The sequence below is a fragment of the Bradyrhizobium daqingense genome (assembly GCF_021044685.1).
GTDB classification, from domain to species: Bacteria; Pseudomonadota; Alphaproteobacteria; order Rhizobiales; family Xanthobacteraceae; genus Bradyrhizobium; species Bradyrhizobium daqingense.
In genome coordinates this window covers 7467473-7489824 of record NZ_CP088014.1, presented here as the reverse complement: position 1 = coordinate 7489824, position 22352 = coordinate 7467473, and the positions used below count along the sequence as shown (strand labels likewise).

The following is a 22352-nucleotide window of genomic DNA, read 5'->3' as shown; positions in this document are numbered from 1 at the left end:
ACGAATAGGTTCGCGCTGGGAGTGCTCTTTGTGGCCCTCTATGTCCTCGTGAGTGCGGCAGGCGAGGTTTATGCCGCAGCGTATTTTCAGCGAGCAGATGCGTTCGTCGCGCTCCTGCTGTCATTTACCGTGGTTTGTCTGACGTTCAATCTCTTGGCGCGCCACGACACAAGCAAGGCAGGAGTGGGGAATCGGTCCCTTTTGGTCTTCGCCGTACTCAACGTCGTGACAGCAATCAGCTGGATCGGCCTATTTATCGGCTTGAAATACGTTGAACCTGCGATCGTCGTCGCGTTCATGGTGGCGTTGGGGCCCACCGCAACTGTGTGGCTAAACGCCGTGATCAGGCGCCAGGGAGTTCCGCCAGCATCCGACATCGTCGTCAGCGCTTCGATCGCGATGATCGCGAGTTACATGATTTGGATCTCGGCCAGCGGCAACGCAGGCGTGGAGTGGGGGGCTCGATCGTCCTTTGGAATAGTCTTGGCCATCGTGGCCGGCCTATCGCTCGCCCTCACAAATGTACTTGTCAAACTGCTTTTCGACCGTGGGTTTTCCGGCCGGCAAGTGCTGGCGCATCGGTTCTATGGAACGATTATCTTGCTGCTGGGACTGGTGGACTATTCATCCATCGTGCTTGAGATCTCGCAGCATTGGTTTGCGATCGCAGCAGTTGGCGTTTCGACGATGATCGTTCCTTTGCTCTTGATCCAGCAGGGCATTCGTTACGTCGAGCCCTTCACCGTCAACATGGTCCTGTCCACCGCCCCTATCATCACCTTCCTGTTCCAGTACTTCGATTCTCGCATCGTGCCTTCGTCACATACGTTCCTTGGAAACATTCTCATTACGGCTGTCGCCGTCAGCAACATCTACTTGCAGTATCGGAGATCCGCATGAAAGAACGGAATTGTGTAATCGTAGACGCATACTCTACCGGCCGATATCTACCGGAACAGTTCAAGCGCTATGGCATTGGAACCGTGCATGTGATGTCGGCCGCACAGATTCCACCCATATTCCAAGCGCACTTTGATGCTAACCTGTATGATGAAGTCATTCGCCCCAGCGAGCGCATGGGGTATGACGACATCGTTGAATATCATCTTCAGGCCCTCCATGGCAGAGAATTTGAGTTCGTTATCGCCGGCTGCGAGTCTGGAGTCGAACTCGCCGATTCGTTGTCGGAGCGGCTGGGCTTACCTTCAAACGGCACCGCTCTATCGGCTGCTCGGCGTGACAAAGCGCGATTGTCTTGCGCGCTGACCTATGCCGGTGTGCGATCGATCAGACAAGTCGTGTCTGACAATGCTGTAGAAATCGCAAGCTGGAAGCGCGAAGCGAACTTCGACGAGATCGTGATCAAACCTCTGAACAGTACGGGAACCGAGGATGTATTCTTTTGCACGACAGATGCTGACATTCAGCGGGCACTAAGCGCGATTGTCGGGAAGACCAACCGTGTCGGAGCGTTGAATCGTTTTGCCCTCGGGCAGGAAAAAATAAACGGTCAACAATACACCGTAAACGCCATCTCGATCCACGGGAATGCCTTCGTTACGGAGGCCTGGACGTATGACACCGTTCCTATCGAGCGAGCATCATCGGTCTGTTCACTCGAGAGATTGTTGGACGGCAGCGAACCAATCGTTCAGGAGCTGTCCGACTACCTGGAACGAGCGTTGCAGGCGCTTCAGATCGCCGAGGGACCGGCTCATGCTGAGATCATCGTCGATCATCGGGGACCAGTTCTGGTTGACTTCGGAGCGAGGCTTCAAGGGACCATGTCGGCAAAAGCACGAACGATGGCGTTGGGGCACAACCATATGACCCTGACGGCCTGGTGCTACGCAGATCCCAAGGGCTTTGGTGAATATATGAGGCTGCGCGGGCCCTACAAGCGGCAGGCTCACGCACTTTGCGTCTCGTTGATCTCAGATATGGGCGGTGTCGTCGCCGGTTACCCGGGACTCGAAGCAATCCGCAAGCTGCCGAGCTTCGCAGACGCCATTGCATTCGTTCCGATTGGTCAAGAGCTTGTTCCCACGATCGACTTGGCGTCGACACCGGGCATCGTTTATCTCGTGAATAGCGACTTGACTACGCTTGAGAATTTATCGCAAGTTGCGAGCAATGCGGATGGACCAGGTGTTCGATTTAGTGATGCAGGATCGCGACTAATGCCAACTGATCCCAGGTTCACCGGAGCGAATCCAGCCCGCGCGGCGATGGTCGGCGTCAGCGACTTCGATGGCGTTCTGCGAGGCAAACACGTCTTAGGTGAAGATCTCTCGGATGGAGATAAAGTTATCAAGTTCTCTGAAGCGGTGCTGGCGTGGGATTGTACGGACCGGGTCATTCCGGCGAGTTTCACGCAAAAGCCGCTATCAGCGTTCGGAGATGCTGACCTGCGTATTCTATCAGGCACCGGCCGTTCGGTGTCTCATCTCGGCTCTCAATATCTCTACCTCGCGGAGTTCACGGGCGCGCATGAGAACATCTGCCCGCGCGGCGTTCTGCGTAAGGTCCTACGAAGGGCTGCTGACCACGGATACGACTGCACTGCCGGGTTTGAGTTTGAGTTTATACTATTTAAGGAGAACGCAGACACGATTGAAGAAAAGCCGTTCGGTGAATGGGCTCCTTTAACTCGCGGCCCGTTCGGCTACTCGATTGCGCGCTCTATCGCGCAACATGAGCTGTTCGGTGAGATCTTGGCGCTTTGTGAGAAGGCTAGAATACCTCTCAGCGGACTACACTTTGAAACGGGACCTGGCGTGGTCGAAGCGTCACTTCGTCATTGTGATGCGCTGGAAGCCGCCGATCGAGCAACCATATTCAAGTCGATGATAAGAGCCTGGGCGCAAACGCGAGGCATGATGGCTACATTCATGGCCAAGGTTTCCGAGAAATGGCCTGGCCAGTCCGGCCATATTCACATCTCCATGTCCTCGGATAGTCAAAATGCGTTTTACGACGGTGATGCGTTCGGCAACGTCTCCGATCTTATGAGGCAATTTATCGCCGGACAACTAGAATACATGAATGAGTTCTGTGTGCTCGCTGCGCCAAACTTCAACAGCTACAAGAGATTGGTACCTGGCTCCTGGGCACCAATCTGTCCAAGCTGGGGAGTCGACAACCGCTCCTGCGCGGTTCGCGCCATTCCGGGAGAGCCATCTGCCCATCGCCTGGAGTATAGGCTGCCTGGCGCAGACGCGAACCCATATCTCGCGCTAGCATGTGCGATTGGTTCGGGAATATTGGGCGTCGAGACAGGTCCGGCACTACCGGCTTCGATCGTCGGTGATGCAAGCGTGGAAATGTGTCGTCCGTCCGCGAGACTGCCTCAAAGCCTATCAGAGGCAACATCTCGGTTTGCAGAGTCTGCAGCGGCCAGTGATGTCTTTGGAGAAAGGTTTGTTGGAGCGTTTTCTTGCTCGCGCCATTGGGAGTGGCAAGCCGTTCAACATCGGGTCACCGACTTTGAACGTCGGAGATACTTTGAGATCATTTAGCTTGGGCTCTTCGACAGTTCTGGAGATCATTCTTCTGGCCGGTGCCGGCAGGGCTACTGCGGGGGTCTGTGCCGCTAATGTTGGAGTTCATGCAGAGAAAATGTGCGTTACTCGTAGCGTTGAAGACGCCCGGCGCTTGGTTTGAGGTGTGATCTTTTCAATCAAACTTATAGGAGGCCTGAAAGAACGTACCCCAGCGCTCCATGCTGTACTTCGCGAATATGGCCGGATCACCGACGCAGCCGCTGCTGCTGCACAAAGAGTCGCCCCGCTTTTTGGTCCACATGGACCAGTAGCGCCCGCCGACGCCGACGCTGAAGTTCTTGGTGAAGAAGTAGGACAGCACGCCTTCAACCTGGACGCCGCCGCCACCGTTGCCCCGCTGTTCATCGAAGGTGGTCTCGTCGCGCAAGAGATGGTGGTCACGCCCTTTGAAATCGGTCCAGGACAGGTAGGCGACATCGGTGTTTAAGCGCCAGCGCTCAGAGAGCATGGTTTCGGCGCTTAGGCCGACACGAGGTGCATTCCACTGAGTATTCTGGCTGCCGATGATAGTGTCTGGGTTCGCCGGACAAGTGTAGCGGGGGTGGGCAATCTGCGTTCAACCGATGGAGTCGGAACTCTGTTCGTAGTAGGTCCAGCCGATAAATCCGCCGACCTTGTAGTTGGCGCCGCGCAGGAAATCGTAACCTAAGTCTGCGGTAAAATAGGTGAACCGTCCGTTTCGTTGCCGTGATGCGTTGTTGATATAGGAGAGTTCCCGATCGGCGAGCCAATCTTCATTGTTTATGTTTCCTTTATCGAAGCGCCCGAGGCCAATGTTGCCCTTCAGGAACACTCCCGATGGGCTGTCGACACGGCCAAATAGCTCTCCCGAAAGTCCGTCAAGGCCATGATAGGTGAGCCTCGATACAAGGACGCTGGGGTCTAGAGGCAAGTAGGGCGCTACACTGTGGTCCCATTGGAATCGTCCGCGGCTGAGCCAGAGCCGCGATCCGCCTTCGAACGACCAACCATCTGAATAAGCAATCGGCGGCGCGCCGACTGGAGCCTTCGCGTACTGCGGCACATAGGACCATTGCGCCGTCCACGGGTCGGCGCCAAAATGGTAATTCAATCCAATCTTTCCGATGTGATAGTTGCTGGACGGGCTCGTTGTGTTCGCCGGAACAATTGCGAACGGCGGACCCTGCACCGTCGGAGGTGTCGCGACACTCGGGCCACCGAAATTCAGATAGTCATACTCAGCTGCGACCGACCATGCGGGCGTAAGCGCCTGCTCGACGCCCAGCCCGATGATGCCACCGATGCGACCGTAGTCGAAATGGGTTTTCTCCTGTGGCACGAGTCCGCCTTCATGGTTATTGATGACGTCGCCCTGATTGTTTTGCCAAGCTGCACCTCCCTTGAGATAGGCCAGCGTGCCACCCGACGCGCCAAACGTGTAACCGACACGACCGGTCGCGGTGGCAAAGATGTTCGGACCTGCCTTGCAGTTTGCACTCACGACAAAGCCGGACGACGCGAGGCAGGTATTTGTGCCGTCTGAGACAGCACCGCTGACATCGAGTTCGACGCCAAACACCCAGCCGTTCTTCTGCCAATTGTAGCCGATCTGGCCACCTGCGAGGAACGTCGGCGTATCGACTATGCCGCCATAGATTGACGGACCGTAGGGATTGCTGAAGGAGGTTCGGCCGTACCCGCCGCCGACGTGTCCACCAATATAGCCTCCGGACCAGTTCCACACCGCCGCGGGCAGTTTCACTTCCGGCTCAAGGTCTGCCGCATTCGCCGCACCATTTGCGACGAGCGCAATTGTCGTGGCTCCCAAAAGAAGAACTCCAGGTCGCATTCAACACGTCCCCTGCAGTTTCTCGGTCCATAACCGAGCGTCCATAAGCTATCGCCGCAGCAAACCGTCGGGGCGGAGCAGACGCTAACAGCGACACGCGCCGAGTCCGTCCCGAAGACCATCGCGCTGCGATTGGTGATGATGCCGCAAAGAGAGCAAGTCGCGTGCCGAAGTGAATTCGCAGGCTTTGCGGGCACTTCGTCGCGGCGTGTATCGTCAAGCTGCTGACATTTGTCTCAATACCGACAGCCGCGCGGCCACTGCCCCACCAATACTTGGCTAGCGCGGTGTCATGGGCCGAAGCGCACGATGCGCCGGTCTCACTTTGGCTACCGGAAGCCTTGCTGCCTCAACAGGTGGAAAGACAGTGCGGAACGGGCTCGTCGCTTCGAAGATATTTGAGATCGATCTGTGCTCCCGAGCGCTCTCATCGAGAGCACTCTTCATTTGACGCCGCTCTAGTCTTCAGACGATATCCTTGCTCCTGCGGGTTGGGATCGAGGCTCTCACAGGTCTCTCCGGCGATTACACGTTCTGCGTCACTCCACAGAGTATCGGCACTGGCGTGTTTTCGGGGATAGATTGCGGCCCCTCTATACCAGCTCATCGGCTGTATCATTTATTGCGGTGTAGATTTCGTCGAGGTCTGCCGCTGTGACGCAAGACGGGGGCACGACGTAGATCGTATTCCCCAAGCGGGCGCAGCAGTAAATTTCGATCGTTTAAGAACGCCAGAAGCGGCACGCGAACGCGTAAGCCGACCGGGACCGATATTGGCGAGGTATCCTTCGTCAGCGACTTTCAGTTTAAGTTCTGTGATTCCAGGTGAACCGCGCGGACCTGTTTGCTGACGCGGAGATCGCCTTGCGCGGCCGTCGTCTCGTAGAGCGCGTATAGTTGGGCTAACGCAGCGCCGGTCAGGTCGTGGAGATCCGGCGCCTCCTCCGGCGAGAAAAGCGTCCACGGGCGCTGAACCCGAGGTATGCAGCACGGCGGTGATGCGGATACGTGCGCCGAGATGCTCGGGATTTGCCGGGATGATCGTCATCGGCTCGGAAGCCGCGTGGAACAGCAGGCCATAAGTGCCGATCGCACCCCATAATCGGCAACACTAGAGTCTAGCGAACCTGAACCCGCGGTAAGCGCGCCGCAGGCAAGCGGACGACGAGCTGGCTGTCCGTGATGTCGATGACTTCCTTGCGCTTTCTCCCGTCATCGTACCGCAATTCGAACGACACTCCCGATCCAGATGGGGCAAAGGGCTCAGGCGTAAGGCTGATCCACCCCGCCCCCAAATTCAGAATGATCGGTCGATCCGCCCGGAATCGCGCGTCGAGCAGCACCAAGTCCAATCGAAGAGACTGGAGCCGCACGTTGAGCCGTCGCCGCACGCCATCACGTGGCCAGATACGCAGGGTGTGAGCGAACGTCTCCATGATGCCACCGTGACAAACCTGCCCAAAGATGGGATCGTCGGCAACGATCGTCGCAGCAGCGCGGACCGCCCCACAAAATCCCAGGTCGATCTCGCACGAGTAATACCACGTTCCACGGTGATGCGGCTGACCGAGCCATGTGGTGCCGCTCGGCGCCGGCTCGAAGCCGCCACCGGCCGCGCCGTCATTCTCCTCGCCCGGATACCAATAGCCATGACCCGCCGACGCAGGGCCGCTGTTCAGCAAAGCCCACGCGCTGAGTTGTGAGGCATAGCCGAGACGAAGGAGCGGATGCGGGTCGTCTGCATCGTTCAGCGCATGATCAAGCAGCGCCCAGCCACCCATCTGCGCCATGTAAGTCAGCGTATAGGCGTCGCCCGCAGTGTGGCGATAATCGCTGCCCAGATAGTAATAAGCAGGTTCCAGCCAGCCACGGCAGAACAGATTTGCAGCGATCTGACGCTCCGAGAAGGCACGCGCCGCCGCCTTCGAAACCCCCATGGCGACAGGGTCGTCAAGGGCCGAGCGCGCCAGTGCCTGCGTTGATTCGAAGGCTGTGGAATCGAACGGATATTCAGACTTGAACAGGTCCGCCTTCGGATCGACGAAGGCGCGCACCTTACGCGCCCAGTGCGCCTCCAACGTCGCCGCCTCGCGCGTCAAGCCCGCCGTCGTGAGCGCCGAAACCAGTTCGGGGATCACACATTCGTTGTAGAAGCCGGTGCGGTAGGCAGACCACATCACCACGCGCATCGGCACCGTGAACATGGCCAGCGCCGTACCGTAGGCGCGTACCAAATAATCTCGTGCGCTCTGGCGGGTGGGTATCGCGGGATGGTCACGCGCGATGCGGTGCATGGCCAAATACATCGCGAAGATGTGCGGATAGTCATAAGGCCGCCAGATATGCAGGCGACCCTTCGGGCCGGGATCGCTGCTTTCCCTGTTCTGCTTCCAATCGGGTATGCCGTAGAGGCCGTAGGCGTATGCCTCCTGTGTGGTACGTTGCAGCCCGCCCCAGACGAACGTGTCTATATACCGATCCAGCGCCGCCACTTCCGCCACATCAGGATGCTCGGCATTCTTGGTCGCGAGGTAAGCGGGCTTGCTCAGCCCGGGATCGTCACACGTCACCTCGTAGATGCGCCAACCCTTGATCCGGTCGTAATTGTCCGGGCCAAGCAGGACCTGCGTCTCCATATTCCACTCGCCAAACAAACCGTCGTACCATTTGGACGGGTCACGATGCTGCCGCTTCACGATGAAGGTTGCGCGCTTCTTCATCATCGTCTCGACGGGCTCGGTAGCGGAGAATTCAAGAAATGTCTGGCGCGCACCCGGCTGGTGCAGGGTCAGCCGGTTCTCGCCCAATCGCGAAAAGCGAACCCGCCACAGGCGCCTGCCAGCCCGATCCGGCAACCGTTGCACCACCGTGTCGCCGGTAAATTCCGCTTCGATTCGCTCCACCGGAATGGAGGACGCGAGCGCGATGTCGACATGCAGGTCATTGGGAACCGTCATGCCCGGCATCACTTCCACGTCCACCAGACCGGCGTCCGCGATAGCCCTGCGCGCCGCCTCGTAATTGGCAACCCATTGGAAGCGGAGACGGTAACGCCGTTGCTCGGCCGGCGACAGGGACAGGGAATGCGTCGGCTGTCGCCAGCGAGTCCCCGCCGCCACTGCCTCGCCGGCGGCCGCTCCGCCCAAGATGTAGGCGCACCACGTCCCACTGGCTTCGGCCGAATCCTTGTGGACATCCCAATATTCCAGTGACGTGTCCGCTTCCGGTAAGAGCATGAGGAAGGGGCCGGTGCTGTTGCCGCGAATCCAGAAGATGTGCGATCCATGCCCCGAGACGAAGCTGTGCTTCAAAACAGCCACCGATGCCGGTTGCCCTGCCGGAAATTCGGTGTTCATCGGCATGGGAAAATAGAGGTCGCCAACCTCCACGCTCGCCATGCCGTCGTTCCGCAGCATGATCTCCCACGTCAATCCAGCCTCGTCGACTGCGAGGCGGGTCGTGAGAAGGACGCCGGCATCGCGGGCTGCTAGTTCAAGGGCCGCGCTATGCATCGGCTTCGTTGCATCAACGCCGGTTCGAAGCGTATGCCACTCGGATCCGGCACGCCGAACTCTAGCGTGAGCCGTCCCCAGCACGGCTCCAGGCAGAACATAATCCGTGTCATACGCATCGTTACGATAACGCAAGGAGGTAATGCCGTCTTGTGTGCACCCAACGACGAAGGGAGAGTCGACCGCCTTCAACACCATGGCAACCTTGCGCTGCGGCCGATTGGGTGTAGGCAGCGTAACGCCCCCGAAAAACGCGCTACCCAAGAAGCTACTGCCCAACAGCATCGTACGACGCGTATACGTCCAGGCTTTAGACATGGCTTTAGACTTCGTCATCAACCGTATCCGGTATCGCTCCATACGGATGATCAAGGCGTGCCGTTTCCCGCCGTAAACGTCAACGCGACAAAGCGACATACGTTCTCAAGTACCCAGCGTTCGGTTGCCACCGCTTCGTCACCATCGGTCCTCACGGTGCCCTTGGACACCAGAGCTTGCTCGCAAGGAGGCCAAGCTGCTCTTGGGCCTAGTTGCCAATGGCAAAGACCCGGTCGATGACAAAGTTCACGGCGCGCCTGAGGCATTCGGCCGAGCGCCGCCCCTCGACATTGCGCGGCTTCCACTGCCTGCTCACTACTGCGTAGTCTTACTTAATCAGAGTGTCGCGGCTTTTACCGAGAAGATTCCTATTTTTGAGAAGACTCATCTATTCGGCGTGCGGAGAGGCTGAGATGGGTCGGGTAAAATGGGGGACGTCGCGTCGAGGTTTTCGGCGTATGTTGAGGGTTTTACGAGCGTGATCGGGGACGGAGGCCGAGCCAAACCGCTTCGCGATTACTCCGCCGGTCTGATGATGCCTTGCGATCGCAAGAGTGTCGAGCCGATGGCCGCCATCACGGCTCCTGAACGGAGAGCAGCGCAACACCAGTCGTTGTTACATTTTGCCGGTCAAGGCGACTGGTTGGGTCAGCAAGTAAATTTTGTGATTTGTAGTGCGTCGGAAGGACTGGATGTAGGCCAGCTTGGGACATGAGGAACATTAATCGTGAGCTCCGCGCTCGCGAGGGCGCCATTCCGGCACCAGCGCGAGGCAGGCTGAGCGTCGACGACTTCTGTGCCCTCAAGGAAATCACCAAATATTGCCGATGCGGTTGCGGAGGCAGCGCGCGCTCTCTGCCGCGCAATCGTCTGATGCTTTGCGACGTCACCACGACTTTCACGAGATGGGCCTGCCGACATTTCGATGTCGTCGAAATCAACACTCTCTTGGGCCGAAATCTTCCGGACCTGGAAGCTCTCGCCGTTGCACAAGTGCAACGACATTTCGCTGCGATCGGCGAGGCAGACGAACGCTGGGTGGGCGATGGTATGCATCGCATCGAGGGCGAAGAGACTGAGATCTGTCCCTTCTGCGCTCAGGACCATGCGAATTCGCCGCGCATCGAGACTACCGCGCGTACTTCAGTGAGGGCTAAAGACGGCGGAGCAGAGCAATATTGTTGAAAGATACAAAAAGAGAAGGAAGGTTTATCGCGAAATGACAAGAACGCGTAGTCAAATAGCGGACCAAAGTAATGTGTTTAGTGAATGAGTGAAGGACTTGATTCCCTTTCCAGAAAGAACAAATGTTGCCGAGAAAATACAAGAGATTCTAACAAGCGCGGCGAACCGGGCGCCGGAGGAGCCTATTTTTTGACGAATATCGAAACGTTTGCGAGGCGCCGCCGGCGCACGAAGTCGTGCCTCGCGCGCTTTGCTTGTCACCTGAGCATAGGGACGTCCTTTTATGGATCCAATCAGGGCAGCAGAAGACAGCCGATGAAATTGCCGAGCTCAATCGCAACGTCGATGCGCAGCAAGCCGAGCTAAGGCGGATCTCGGATCAGATCGCAACCCTGACCCAAAGAATCGAGGGGCTGCAGAATCCGGCGCCTGTTGCTTCTCCTGCTCCTGCTGCTTCTTTGCCCCCCGCGCGCACCACATCCAAGCCGGCCAAGAGAGACGTCCGGCCCTCGAAACCGCAGGGGCTGGTTTCCGTCGGAGGCGGGCCGCTGACTGCAGAGCCAAGCACGGAACAGCGCGGATTACCACAAAATGCCTGCCATATGAGGCTTCGCCTTCCAACCACGTCGAAAACCGACGGTCCACCATCTTGATTGGCAGGCCGAGCCTCTCATTGCTCCGCGCGGTTTCGGAAATCCTGTGCGAGTCGCAAGAAGTTCTTAAGCAGGACGTGCCCCTGTGAGGTAAGTATCGACTCGGGATGGAACTGGACCCCATAGGTGGGATAATAGCCGTGCGTGAGGGCCATGATCTCGCCTTCCTCCGAACGCGCTGTCACTACGAGGTTCTGCGCACATGACTGATCAAGCGCGACGATAAGAGAATGGTAGCGTCCGACGTCAAGCGGGGTTGGCAGTCCCTTGAATAACCCTCGGCCGTCATGCGCAACGTATGAGCGCCGACCGTGCATGGGCCGACGCGCACGCGCCACCCGTCCTCCGAAAACGCTTGCAATACACTGATGTCCAAGGCAGATGCCGAGAATTGGTACGCGTCCTGAAAGTTCGCGAACCACTGCTGTCGATATTCCTGCCTCAGTTGGGGTGCAGGGGCCGGGCGATATGACCACCGCGCGCGGGTTGAGACCAACGAGCTCGCTGATGCTGATAGCGTCGTTTCGGATCACTTCCGTTGCTTCACTGAGCTTGTGGAAATAGCGGGCAATATTGAACACGAAGGAATCGTAATTATCGACGATGACAATCAAAATGCACCAGCTGGTTCAGTACCAAATGCATCAAAGATTCGCTCTGCCTTGGTGAGCGTTTCCTCGTATTCGGCCTCGGGCTTCGACAGGGCCGTTATACCGCTGCCCGCATGAAACACAGCCAGGTCGCCGTCGATCGTGACAGTGCGGATCGCAATACTGGTGTCCATGTGCCCGTTGAAGCCGATGAAGCCGATCGCCCCACAATAGACCTCTCGCGCTATGCGCTCGATTTCTGTAATAATTTCCATCGACCGCGGCTTTGGCGCTCCCGTAATGGAGCCGCCGGGAAAGCAAGCGCGGAGCAGGCTAACGGCGTCTTCGTCTCCGGCAAGTTTCCCCGTAACGATCGACACGAGATGGTGCACCGAGGCATAGGACTCGAGATTGCATAGGGCCGGAACCCCGACCGAATGCGCAGTGCAAACGCGTGACAGATCGTTACGCAAAAGGTCGACAATCATCGTGTTCTCGGCCTGATCCTTTTCGGAAGCGAGGAGAGCAGCCGCACGGCGGTGGTCTTCCTTGGGATCAGGCGAACGCGCTATCGTGCCCTTGATGGGGCGTGTCTCGACTTGTCGCCCCTCAAGTTTCAGGAATCGTTCCGGCGAACTTGATGCGATGGTCAGCTTTCCCCATCGCAGCAGGGCCGCAAAAGGCGCCGGATTCAATGATCGTAGCTGGCAATAGAAGGCGAGCGGATCAAACGAGGTCGACAGGCGGGTGCTGAAACGCTGCGCAATATTTGTCTGGAACACGTCACCCGCGAGAATCAAGTCGATCACGCGTTGTACCGCCGCAATGTAGCCGTCGCGGCTGAAGTTCGAGCGCCACGCGCCCGCTTTGCTGGGACAACCCTTCTGTGGCGCGTTTGGACCGGCAAGCAATGCTGCAAACTCGTCGGCTCGACGAAGCGCTCGTTCGCTCCGTCGCACGCGATCCTGCTCCGGCCATCCGGTCGAGACGATCCAGCATTTGTTATCCCGGTGGTCGAAGCTGATGACCACGTCATAGAAATGCAGGATGGATTGGGGCAAACCCAGACCGGCAATTGGCGGGGCAGACAATCGCTCCAATGTCCTGTTCATGTCGTAGGCAAGGTAGCCTGCCGCTCCTCCCTGGAATGGCGGGAGATCGGGACGATGCTCTTGCGGGTACTTCGCGAGTAGCGTGCGAAGGACCTTCCATGGATCGGCCTCGAGAGTCAGTCCGTTCCAACTGGCTTGGCCGTTCGCGACCCTGTAGGTGCTGAAGGGGTCGCACGTTAGATATGAGTAGCGCCCAAGCAGCTCGTGCCTTGCTGCGCTATCGAGAAACGTGAGATGCGATCGATGCCCAAGACGTCGCATCGCTGTGACAGGTTCAACCCACTGCAACTCGCGAACGTACATCGGGTTATCGGTCACAGGCGGCTGACGTCGTGAAAGTGCCGTTCCATCTGTTGCCCCACCGATGAGAATGACTCTTATCTGTGCTGGGCCGAAACATGAGGCCCATTGCCAAGTTACGCCGGCGGCGGACTTTTTGCTGCGACAGCACCAGGATCATCCTGCCGTGGAGGCGAAAGGGGTATCTGTTGATACATCGTAGTCGGCCGCGAACCGCAGCTCGCGGAGCGGTCGGACCCGTTTAATCGATTCCTGGTAGAGATCGTGCGCTTTGTACGCTGCGAGCTCTGTCTCGCTGTCGAACTCACCATAGACCACGATGTCGATATCGTTGCCGAGCTGATCGGTCTTGCGGTTACGGGCAACCTCAAGCCGGCGCGCATGCGGTATCGTGCTGAGAAGCGAAAGACCTTCGATGATCTGGTGGATATGCGCCTCGTCCTTGGCGCTGAAGAAAACGATGTGACGAATCATGGCCGTCCGTGGAGATGTCGCTAGCGGGTGCCATAACTATCTGGGAATAGATTCGGTTGCAATGAGGCTAGTCGCTTGCCGCATGATCGTCGCTTGCAACCGTCGGCGATCTGCAATGGAGCTTGCCAGATTTGCTCAGGACGCCGGAAGGGCAAGTCGCTCAATGGTTTGAATGTGCCGCGTGAGCAGGTTACAGGCGTGATCGACGTTGCGCGTTCGCAGGGCTTGCAGAATCAGGCGGTGATCTTGATTGGAGCGCGGTCGCCAGCCCACCGATCGCGCCATCGCGAACACCAATCGAGAATTGGCAAGCTGCAATCCATCGAGGCTCGCGAGCAGACGCGGCATTCCGCACGGCGCGACCAAGGCTTGGTGAAAGGCGCGGTTGGCCATCTCAAACTCCTCGATCGTCTTTGCATTGTCTCCTTCGATTAGGGCGAGCTCGATTTGAGCCAAATGAGCTGTTGTCAGTCTTGGCCCCGAATGGCGCAATGCCACCACCTCGAGCGCGGCGCGCATTTCGGCGATCTCCTTCACTGAACGGGTATCGAGCGGGGCAACCCGAACACCGCGACGCGGCACAGCGACAACAAGATGTTGTGCCTGCAGGTGCCGAAAGGCCTCGCGCACGGGGACGTGGCTGGAATTGAATTCTCGTGCAACGTGATCCTGACGGAGTGGTGCGCCTGGCGCTAAGGCGCCGCTGATAATGCGCTCAGCGATTGAGTCCGCGATGCGCGCGACCATCGTCATGTTGTCAGCAGTGATCATAGATTATCTACCGCAATAATCGGTGCATTTGCGAGGCAGCTCGATTAGCATCTCTTCGAGGGCGATGACTATAGATAATTCACGCGATTATCTACAACTGAGCGAGATTGGGTTATGGATGCTGCTGTGCAAGTCCAACGAAAGAAAGCTAGCAACGGGGCGCAGGTTCGTAATCATTGGAACGTCGAAGAGGCTAAGGCGCTCTACGACCTTCCTTTTGCCGACCTGATGCTTCAGGCGCAGCGCGCTCATCGCAAGAACTTCGATCCAAACCACGTCGAAACTGCGAGCCTGCTCAGCATCAAGACCGGCGGCTGTCCGGAGGACTGCGGCTACTGCTCGCAAAGCGCGCATTACGCGACCGGCCTGAAAGCGACCCGTCTGATGCGTTGCGCCGATGTGGTTGCGACCGCACAGCGCGCGAAGGATGCCGGCGCTACGCGCTTCTGCATGGCCGCGGCCTGGCGCACGCCAAAAGATCGCGATCTTGATTCCGTCTGCGACATGGTCAACGCGGTCAAAGGTCTCGGCATGGAAACGTGTGTCACGCTCGGCACGCTGACACCGAAGCATGCCGCGCGCCTCGCCGAGGCCGGCCTTGACTTCTACAATCACAACGTCGACACATCGCCCGAGTTTTACAGCAAGATCATCACCACCCGCAGCCTCCAGGACCGCATCGATACGCTGGCGCATGTGCGCGATGCCGGCATCAAGATCTGCTGCGGCGGGATTATCGGCATGGGCGAGCGCGTCGAGGACCGCCTAGGTATGCTCGTGTTGCTCGCCAATCTTCCCAACTATCCCGAAAGCGTGCCGATCAACCTGTGGAACAAGATTGAGGGCGTACCGGTGGAAGACACCGCGGAGCCTCCCGATCCGATCGCGCTGGTCCGGCTGCTGGCGACCGCGCGGGTCATGATGCCGAGGAGTGTGGTTCGCTTGTCCGCCGGGCGGCAATACATGACCGATGAATTGCAGGCGCTTTGCTTCTTGGCCGGCGCAAATTCAATCTTCGTCGGCGACGTGCTCTTGACCACCAATAACCCGAAAGTTGATCGCGACGCGGATCTGCTGGCCCGGCTCGGCATCACGTCCGGGCTCGCCTGACGGAAGCAGCGCGCCCAATATGTTGCCCCTACACCAGCCTAGGTGAGAAATGCAGATAACTTTGATGAAGGGCAAAATCCATCGCGCCTCAGTGACCGAAGCTGATCTGCACTATGAAGGCTCGATCTCGATAGATCGTACGCTCCTGGAGGCAGCAGGAATGGTGATCAACGAGCGCGTCGAAATCTACAATGTAGAAACAGGGACGCGCTTTGCCACCTACGTGATCGAGGCGCCGCCGATGTCTGGTACGATGAGCCTGAACGGTGCGGCTGCCCGACTGGTGATGCCCGGAGACAAGATCATTATCGTTGCATATGCCTCATTCGATGAGGCCGAAGCAAAGAAGTTCAAGCCACGCGTTGTGCGTGTGGACCGAGATAATCGCATCCTGGCAAGTTGAACCTAACGGGCCATCCTTCCTTCTTAAACGGCCAACGCATCTTTTGCGTGATTTGATGCGATCCTCGGAGTGATGAATGCGGTCGATCCAGACAGCAAGACTTAGTCCCTACGTCGCAGCGTTGAATGCCTTGAACGAAGATAAACGGCTGCGCTGCCTCAAGCCGCGCGTGGGGATCGATTTCGCATCGAACGACTATCTGGCGCTCGGGAACGCCTCGCGCATCAAAAAGGCGATGGTCGCCGCGCTCGAGGCGGGCACTCCGGTTGGAGCCGGCGGGTCGCGGCTTCTGCGCGGCAATTGCGAGGAGCATGAACGGCTCGAAACAGAAGCGGCTCAGTTCTTTGGCGCGGAGGCAGCGCTTTTCTTTGGAGGCGGCTACATCGCAAATTTTGCCCTCCTGACAACGCTCCCGCAGCGCGGCGATCTGCTCGTTCTCGATTCGCTCGTGCACGCCAGTATTCACGAGGGGGCGCGGGCCGGTCGCGCAGAGTGTCGAATTCACGCGCACAATGATCCCCAGTCAGTCGAAGACGCAATTCGCGCCTGGCGAAACAAAGGTGGAGCGGGCCGCGTGTGGGTTGTGGCCGAAAGTCTCTACAGTATGGATGGCGACTTCGCTCCACTCGAAGAGCTAGTGGCAATCGCCGATCGCCAAGACGCGTTTCTGATCGTGGACGAGGCACATGCCACAGGCGCTTACGGGCATCAAGGACGAGGGCTCACGGCCCCTTATGACAAGCGCGAAAATCTCATCGTCGTTCATACCTGCGGCAAAGCGCTCGGTGCGGCGGGTGCACTTGTTACGGCCTCCGGCATCTTGCGCGATTTCATGGTCAACCGCTGCCGTCCGTTTATTTTTGCCACCGCCCCATCACCATTGATGGCCGTTGCCGTTCGAGAGGCACTCCTCACCCTGCAGAAAGAGCCGGAGCGGCAGCAACGGCTGGCCAAACTCGTTGCGTTCGCGCATCGGCAGATCACCTCGCTTGGTTTGCGCACACCATCGACCTCTCAGATCGTGCCCTACATCGTAGGTGACAATGCTCATGCAATGCGACTTGCCTCTGCTCTGCAGGCGCGCGGCTTCGATATCCGCGGAATTCGGCCGCCAACCGTCCCTGCAGGCACCGCCCGCTTGCGAATTTCGTTGACACTCAATGTTGGCGAAGCGGACGTGCGCGCGATGCTCGATGCGCTGGTTGAGGTGACGAGGGGCTCGTTTCGATGAATAAACGGATCGTCGTGACTGGTACGGACACCGGGGTCGGCAAAACGGTATTCTCCGCAGGGCTCGCCGGGCTTCTCGGCGCGAATTACTGGAAGCCGGTCCAGGCTGGACTCGAACAAGAGATCGACTCCGAGTGCATCCGCCGCCTCGGTGGCCTCTCGTCCGATCGGATTGTCCCGGAGCTCTATCGACTTCGGACGCCCGCGTCGCCCCATCACTCAGCGGAGATCGACGGCGTTCGCATAGATACAGAGACGCTTGGACTGCCGGACAGCGGCGAGCGGCGACTCGTGATCGAAGGCGCCGGCGGACTCATGGTGCCGCTGACAGCGCGCACGCTTTACATCGACATCTTCGAGCGCTGGCAGCTTCCCGTCGTGCTTTGCGCAAGGACGGGACTGGGCACAATCAATCACTCCCTGCTCTCCATAGAGGCTCTGCGGAAGCGTCAGATTCGAATCCTTGGGATTGCGTTCATTGGCGAAAGAAACGCCGAAACTGAAAGCGCGGTTTGCGAGATCGGGAGAGTGCGTTGGTTGGGACGGCTCCCGTGGCTTGTTCCCCTCACAAACGATAGGCTGCAGGCCGCTTTCAAAGACTCCTTTGTTAGCAGCGATTTCCTGAACCTATGAAGACAGCTAAGAGGTCGCCGATCTGGCATCCGTTCACGCAGCATGCTCTACAGCGGGATATGACGAAGGTGGTCCGGGGAGAAGGGGCCTATCTCTACACCGAAGATGGCCGACGCCTTATCGATGCAATCTCCTCCTGGTGGGTCGTGACCCACGGCCATTGCCATCCATGCATCGTGAACGCGATCCGAGAACAGGCAGGCAAGCTCAACCAGGTCATCTTCGCCGGATACACTCACGACCCGGCTGAGCAGGTTGCGACGGAACTATTGAAGGTCACCTCCCCAGCGCTCGAACATGTGTTCTTCTCCGATAGCGGGTCCACCAGCGTCGAAGTCGCGCTGAAAATGGCGCTCGGCTACTGGCGCAATACCGGAAGAGAGCGAACCAAAATTGTGGTGATGCAGCACTCGTACCATGGCGACACGATCGGGGCGATGTCGGTAGGTAGCCGAGGCATCTTCAATGCGGCCTACGGGGCGCTGATGTTCGAGGTGACCTCGATTCCGTTCCCGGCAAGAGATTGTGAGCAAAGAGCTCTCGATGCGCTTGAAAACGCGTGTCGAAACGAACATCCCGCAGCCTTTATCGTGGAGCCCCTGATATTGGGTGCCGGTGGAATGCTGATGTATTCGCCCTCGGTGCTAAGAGAGATGAAGCGGATTTGCGAAGCCTTTGACGTCCTGTTCATTGCGGACGAGGTCATGACAGGCTGGGGCCGGACGGGTACCTTGTTTGCGTGTGAGCAGGCCGATGTCACGCCCGATATTGCTTGCTATTCGAAAGGCCTCACGGCTGGGGCGCTGCCGCTCGCCGTCACACTGTGTCGTGCCGATATTTTCGATGCGCATTATTCTGAAGATCGCACGCGTACGTTTTTTCATTCGAGCTCATATACGGCCAATCCAGTGGCCTGTGCCGCCGCCAAGGCTAATCTGGACCTATGGCAGGATCAGGAGTATCGCTGGCGGCTGGCATCCTTGGCGAGGATGCAAGAACAGGCACTCGCGCCGTTCCGCCTCGATTCACGGTTCGCAAACGTGCGGCGCACAGGAACAGTCACAGCGGTTGAACTCAACACGCGCGATGCTGGCTATCTGGCGGACATCGGTCCGAGGCTTTTGGCTTTCTTCCAAGCGCGGGATCTGCTGTTACGCCCACTCGGTAACACGATCTACGTGATGCCGCCTTACTGCGTTACGGCGGCCGATCTTGATGAAATCTATACTGCCATCCGCGACGCTGCTGACTTGCTGATGTGAGATGCACGAGACTGTGCGATCGTCTGCAGTGACAGGATCTTGGAAGGGAAAGTGCCCGTATTGCTGCTTTTGATAGTGCAACGAGGATGCAGCCCCCAACTTAAGCGCTCCCGATCCAACTGCCGCAGTAATTCTGCGGGCTAGTCATGCAAGGCGCAGCATTTGACCGAAATGTCGAGCGAATTGCGTAAATCACGATAGAGAAATCAATTATCTTGACCAAATTCTCGGCGAGGCTATCTGCGGAAAGTACTGCTTCGCGAGGCAGCCGCACATCAGAGTCAAGGCTCTTGATGGCTGCAACAACCAGGAAGACGGACCGCCGGGCGGGCCGCACCTTCGGTGCGCGCGTGGTGCTGTGGTCAGAGGGCAGCGGGGCTTCCTAGGTAAATGTCTGACAGGAGGCGAGAATGCACATTGGCTTCCGTAATTCCCTCGACCATTCAGCCACTTGCTGCGCGATATGCGGCGGAAAGTTTGGGCTGATCCGCCATTACTGCTGGCGAACGGCTCTTTGCTCGAAGAGATGCGTCAACCGCTTCAAGGCGCGGCGGGAGGCCGATCAGAAATGGCTTCGTTGGCTTCGAGCGGCTTAGGAATGGACTGAGTTGTGCCGGTACGGCCCTGGTCAGAGAATTCGAGTGGCCCTCTAGAGCACGTGGAAATCAAGTGACAGAAACATCGGCAAAAATAATCGACTTCACGGCCTACAGGGCCAGCAGGCTGGCGCGGTCTGAGCGCGTTCGCGACGACATCTACTCGACCGCGACTCTCGCTGCGCTTACGGCGGCCTGTCACCTTTGGACGTTCCTGGCCTGCCATCCGTTTGCTTTGCTCGGTGCGCAGGCGCCGAAGCAGGAGTCTCACGAGTCCCCCTAGCGGGCAGACACGGAGATGTGCCCTAAAGACGAAGTCCCCACTGCGCGCATCTGCGCTCGGTCCGGTCGCCGTCACCGTTTGGAGAGACTGCAATCAGCCCAGAAACGCGTGCAGATGGTGGCTCGTCGCGAGCGCCGCTCCTCGATTGAGGGCGCGGCTGGCATAGCCGCTGAAACTGCACGTGAAGACGAGCCATCGGGTGGTGAAATGGATGAGGAAGGTCTTGTCTCATGGTTGCGCGACCATTGGACTGTTTTTGCGCTGTTCCCCAGTTCTAGACAACTGGGATCTCCATCCTCCATGCCATTGACAGGTTTCTCCCGCGTTCTCTAGGAAGCGCCGACGGTGTGTGCGGAGCGGATTCAATATGAGCCACAGTTCAGAGCAGCCTCTAGAGCGTGTCACGATTCCGGCACTGCAGCAGTGGAAGGATAAAGGACGGCGTGTCGTGATGACCACCGCCTACGATGCGGTTGCGGCGCGCATCGCGGATCCCATTGTCGATATCATCCTGGTCGGCGATAGCGTTGGAAACGTCTGCCTGGGATTCGACAACACGCTGCCCGTCAGCGTGGCCATGATGAATCATCACCTGGAGGCTGTTGCGCGCACGAGGCCTCATGCCTTGCTTGTGGCCGACATGCCCTTTCTCAGCTTTCATGTCGGTTCTGAGGATACGATTCGCAATGCAGGAGGTTTTTTACAGCGTGGCGCCGATGCTGTGAAACTCGAGGGTGGTGCCAAACGCATCGAGATGGTACGCGCCTTGGTCGATTGCGACATTCCTGTGATGGGACATCTCGGTCTGACCCCGCAGAGCGTCAACGTCATGGGTGGATTCAAAGTGCAGGGAAGGACAACAGATACCGCCTTGCGGTTGCTCGATGACGCGCACCGTCTGCAGGAAGCCGGTTGCTTCGCGCTTGTCCTGGAGGGCATTCCTGCCGAGCTCGCGGCGCGAGCGACCGAATCTCTCACGATACCCACCATCGGGATCGGAGCAGGAGCCGATTGCTCGGGCCAAGTGCTCGTGTTTCATGATGTCTTGGGGCTAACCGAAGGCCATCGCCCCAAATTCGTTCGTGCCTATACAAATGGATTCCAGTTGTTCCAGGAGGCGCTGTCGCGCTGGGCTGCCGATATCCGCAAAGGGGCGTTCCCGGGCTCAGAGGAGTGCTATCGGCTTCCTGATCAGCTTCGGCATGCCGTCGCCAACTGGGTGCCCTCCAGTTCAACCTCAAGGTAAGAAATGAAAGTAATTACGAAGGTGGCTGAGCTGCGTCGCGCCCTTGCAGACGTTCGCAATGCCGAAAAGCGCATCGGATTCGTTCCGACGATGGGATACTTGCACGACGGCCACCTGGCCTTGATCTCGGCCAGCCGGGAACACTGCGACGTCACTGTCGTTAGCATCTTCGTCAACCCCACTCAGTTCGGCCCAAATGAGGATCTCAGCAGGTACCCCCGCGACTTCGCGCGCGATGAAGCGTTATGCGGCAGTGCCGGGGTCTCCATCATCTTCGCGCCAAGTGCAGAGGAGATCTATCCGGCTCAATTTGAGAGCTTTGTCGAGCCGGGCGAACTCGCAAAGCCGCTCTGCGGAGCTTTCAGGCCTGGACATTTTCGTGGTGTAGCGACCGTCGTCTGCAAGCTATTCAACATGGTGCAGCCGGACGTCGCGTACTTTGGACAGAAGGATTTTCAGCAATGCGCGGTAATACGCCGCATGACGGTTGATCTGAATCTTCCGATCGAGATTGTCACTGTGCCAACCGTGCGGGAGCCAGATGGGCTGGCAATGAGCAGTCGCAACCGTTATCTCTGCCCGGAAGAACGTGATCGGAGCTTGGCGATCAGCCGTGGCTTGTTCGCCGCAGCGCATGAGTTTGCCTCAGGGGAACGCGACGCCGCAACGCTGATTGCGCTTGCAAGAAGGCATTTGGAAAGGGTCGATCGACTACAGTACCTTGAGCTTGTCGACCCTGGGACTCTAAGGATTGCTGACAGCCCTCTGCGCTATCCGGCGGTGCTCTGTGTCGCAGCGTACGTCGGCTCCACGCGGTTGATCGACAATGTAGTCCTGTCCTGGTCGCCATCGTAGCGAGATCCGCAAGTGATTGCGCTCAGGAGCAGTCGAACCGGATGGGCTGGCCCTGAAATCCTCAACATCCTGGAAGAACTCTCGAAGACGATCCGGAACTGCCCTTTGCGTGCTGAACAACTCCCCCACGCTCGAGCTCATGATGTCGGTTGGAGATTGGCTCTGCCGCTGACGGGGTGGAGCGAGGCGGGGCCGCTCCACGCTGCCGAGATCATCCGCCTGCAAGCGGGCATCGCCAAAGGAGATTCGCTCAAAATCGTGTGCTGCCAATACGTGCGATTATGGATCAACAACCACGCGCCCATGACCATGAAATTACTTCACGATGGCGCAGACGACCTCGTCAAGCTGCAAAAAGCCGAAGCTCCCTAAGAGCGGCCAGGGGCGAGTCAAGGGGGCAGTGAAGCGCGGGCGCCGGATCCTGGCCCGATTTCGTCGCCAGACGT

Annotated in this window: 18 protein-coding genes and 2 pseudogenes; 12 read left to right on the top strand and 8 right to left on the bottom strand. The window is 58.2% G+C overall.

Annotation, left to right across the window (positions count from 1 at the left end; genetic code table 11):
• The first annotated feature begins 30 nt into the window (after positions 1-30).
• Together LPJ38_RS35685 and LPJ38_RS35680 are read left to right on the top strand one after the other, a co-directional pair.
• A complete protein-coding gene (locus LPJ38_RS35685) occupies positions 31-900 on the top strand; it encodes an EamA family transporter (RefSeq protein ID WP_231088512.1) in 870 nt (289 codons plus the stop codon).
• Positions 897-3518 (top strand): hypothetical protein, encoded by a 2622-nt coding sequence (locus LPJ38_RS35680; RefSeq protein ID WP_231088511.1) that lies wholly within the window; start codon positions 897-899, stop codon positions 3516-3518. Before LPJ38_RS35685 ends, LPJ38_RS35680 begins: the two co-directional genes overlap by 4 nt.
• Before the next feature lie 157 nt (positions 3519-3675).
• Here LPJ38_RS35680 and LPJ38_RS35675 read toward each other — a convergent pair whose 3' ends face one another.
• The 4 genes and pseudogenes from LPJ38_RS35675 to LPJ38_RS35665 all read right to left on the bottom strand — a co-directional run bounded on the left by LPJ38_RS35675 (position 3676) and on the right by LPJ38_RS35665 (position 9170).
• A complete protein-coding gene (locus LPJ38_RS35675) occupies positions 3676-4011 on the bottom strand; it encodes a hypothetical protein (RefSeq protein WP_014497773.1) in 336 nt (111 codons plus the stop codon).
• A 108-nt stretch (positions 4012-4119) separates the two neighbouring features.
• Complete coding sequence (locus LPJ38_RS35670; protein ID WP_011084880.1) at positions 4120-5373, bottom strand: outer membrane protein; 1254 nt, start codon at positions 5371-5373, stop codon at positions 4120-4122.
• Between the two features lie 937 nt (positions 5374-6310).
• Positions 6311-6454 (bottom strand): annotated as a pseudogene (locus LPJ38_RS38390) (IS91 family transposase); the annotation flags it as partial.
• 37 nt (positions 6455-6491) lie between these two features.
• Positions 6492-9170, bottom strand: coding sequence for a DUF5695 domain-containing protein (locus tag LPJ38_RS35665; RefSeq protein WP_370123668.1), 2679 nt, complete (start codon positions 9168-9170; stop codon positions 6492-6494).
• A gap of 460 nt (positions 9171-9630) precedes the next feature.
• Here LPJ38_RS35665 and LPJ38_RS38190 point away from each other — a divergent pair.
• Both LPJ38_RS38190 and LPJ38_RS35655 read left to right on the top strand, forming a co-directional pair.
• Positions 9631-9861 (top strand): annotated as a pseudogene (locus LPJ38_RS38190) (transposase); the annotation flags it as partial.
• Positions 9862-9914: 53 nt separating this feature from the next.
• The gene (locus LPJ38_RS35655; protein WP_011084884.1) at positions 9915-10388 is read left to right on the top strand and encodes a hypothetical protein; all 474 of its coding nucleotides are present in this window, start codon (positions 9915-9917) and stop codon (positions 10386-10388) included.
• A gap of 670 nt (positions 10389-11058) precedes the next feature.
• Here the strand turns inward: LPJ38_RS35655 and LPJ38_RS35650 are convergent.
• From LPJ38_RS35650 to LPJ38_RS35635, 4 genes are all read right to left on the bottom strand, one after another.
• A complete protein-coding gene (locus tag LPJ38_RS35650) occupies positions 11059-11655 on the bottom strand; it encodes an anthranilate synthase component II (RefSeq protein ID WP_014497769.1) in 597 nt (198 codons plus the stop codon).
• On the bottom strand, positions 11652-13046 hold the full coding sequence (gene pabB / locus LPJ38_RS35645) for an aminodeoxychorismate synthase component I (protein WP_028144144.1): 1395 nt from the start codon (positions 13044-13046) through the stop codon (positions 11652-11654). Before pabB ends, LPJ38_RS35650 begins: the two co-directional genes overlap by 4 nt.
• Before the next feature lie 153 nt (positions 13047-13199).
• The gene (locus tag LPJ38_RS35640; RefSeq protein WP_011084888.1) at positions 13200-13517 is read right to left on the bottom strand and encodes a Dabb family protein; all 318 of its coding nucleotides are present in this window, start codon (positions 13515-13517) and stop codon (positions 13200-13202) included.
• Positions 13518-13652: 135 nt separating this feature from the next.
• Entirely contained in the window at positions 13653-14288 is a 636-nt protein-coding gene (locus tag LPJ38_RS35635) for a GntR family transcriptional regulator (protein WP_011084889.1), read from the bottom strand.
• Positions 14289-14402: 114 nt separating this feature from the next.
• Between LPJ38_RS35635 and bioB the strand changes: the two genes are divergently transcribed.
• From bioB to LPJ38_RS35595, 8 genes are all read left to right on the top strand, one after another.
• Complete coding sequence (gene bioB / locus LPJ38_RS35630; RefSeq protein WP_011084890.1) at positions 14403-15398, top strand: biotin synthase BioB; 996 nt, start codon at positions 14403-14405, stop codon at positions 15396-15398.
• Positions 15399-15447: 49 nt separating this feature from the next.
• The gene (panD, locus tag LPJ38_RS35625; RefSeq protein WP_028144145.1) at positions 15448-15801 is read left to right on the top strand and encodes an aspartate 1-decarboxylase; all 354 of its coding nucleotides are present in this window, start codon (positions 15448-15450) and stop codon (positions 15799-15801) included.
• A gap of 76 nt (positions 15802-15877) precedes the next feature.
• Positions 15878-17032: an 8-amino-7-oxononanoate synthase gene (locus LPJ38_RS35620; RefSeq protein WP_145642576.1), complete on the top strand. Its 1155-nt coding sequence runs from the start codon at positions 15878-15880 to the stop codon at positions 17030-17032.
• Entirely contained in the window at positions 17029-17664 is a 636-nt protein-coding gene (gene bioD / locus LPJ38_RS35615; protein WP_011084893.1) for a dethiobiotin synthase, read from the top strand. Before LPJ38_RS35620 ends, bioD begins: the two co-directional genes overlap by 4 nt.
• Positions 17661-18926: an adenosylmethionine--8-amino-7-oxononanoate transaminase gene (locus LPJ38_RS35610; protein WP_011084894.1), complete on the top strand. Its 1266-nt coding sequence runs from the start codon at positions 17661-17663 to the stop codon at positions 18924-18926. The genes bioD and LPJ38_RS35610 overlap by 4 nt, the downstream gene beginning before the upstream one ends.
• A gap of 1246 nt (positions 18927-20172) precedes the next feature.
• On the top strand, positions 20173-21051 hold the full coding sequence (gene panB / locus LPJ38_RS35605; RefSeq protein WP_028153345.1) for a 3-methyl-2-oxobutanoate hydroxymethyltransferase: 879 nt from the start codon (positions 20173-20175) through the stop codon (positions 21049-21051).
• Between the two features lie 3 nt (positions 21052-21054).
• Positions 21055-21906, top strand: a complete 852-nt coding sequence (panC, locus tag LPJ38_RS35600) for a pantoate--beta-alanine ligase (RefSeq protein ID WP_011084897.1) — start codon at positions 21055-21057, stop codon at positions 21904-21906.
• Positions 21907-21918: 12 nt separating this feature from the next.
• Complete coding sequence (locus LPJ38_RS35595; protein WP_011084898.1) at positions 21919-22278, top strand: hypothetical protein; 360 nt, start codon at positions 21919-21921, stop codon at positions 22276-22278.
• The last annotated feature ends 74 nt before the right edge of the window (positions 22279-22352 follow it).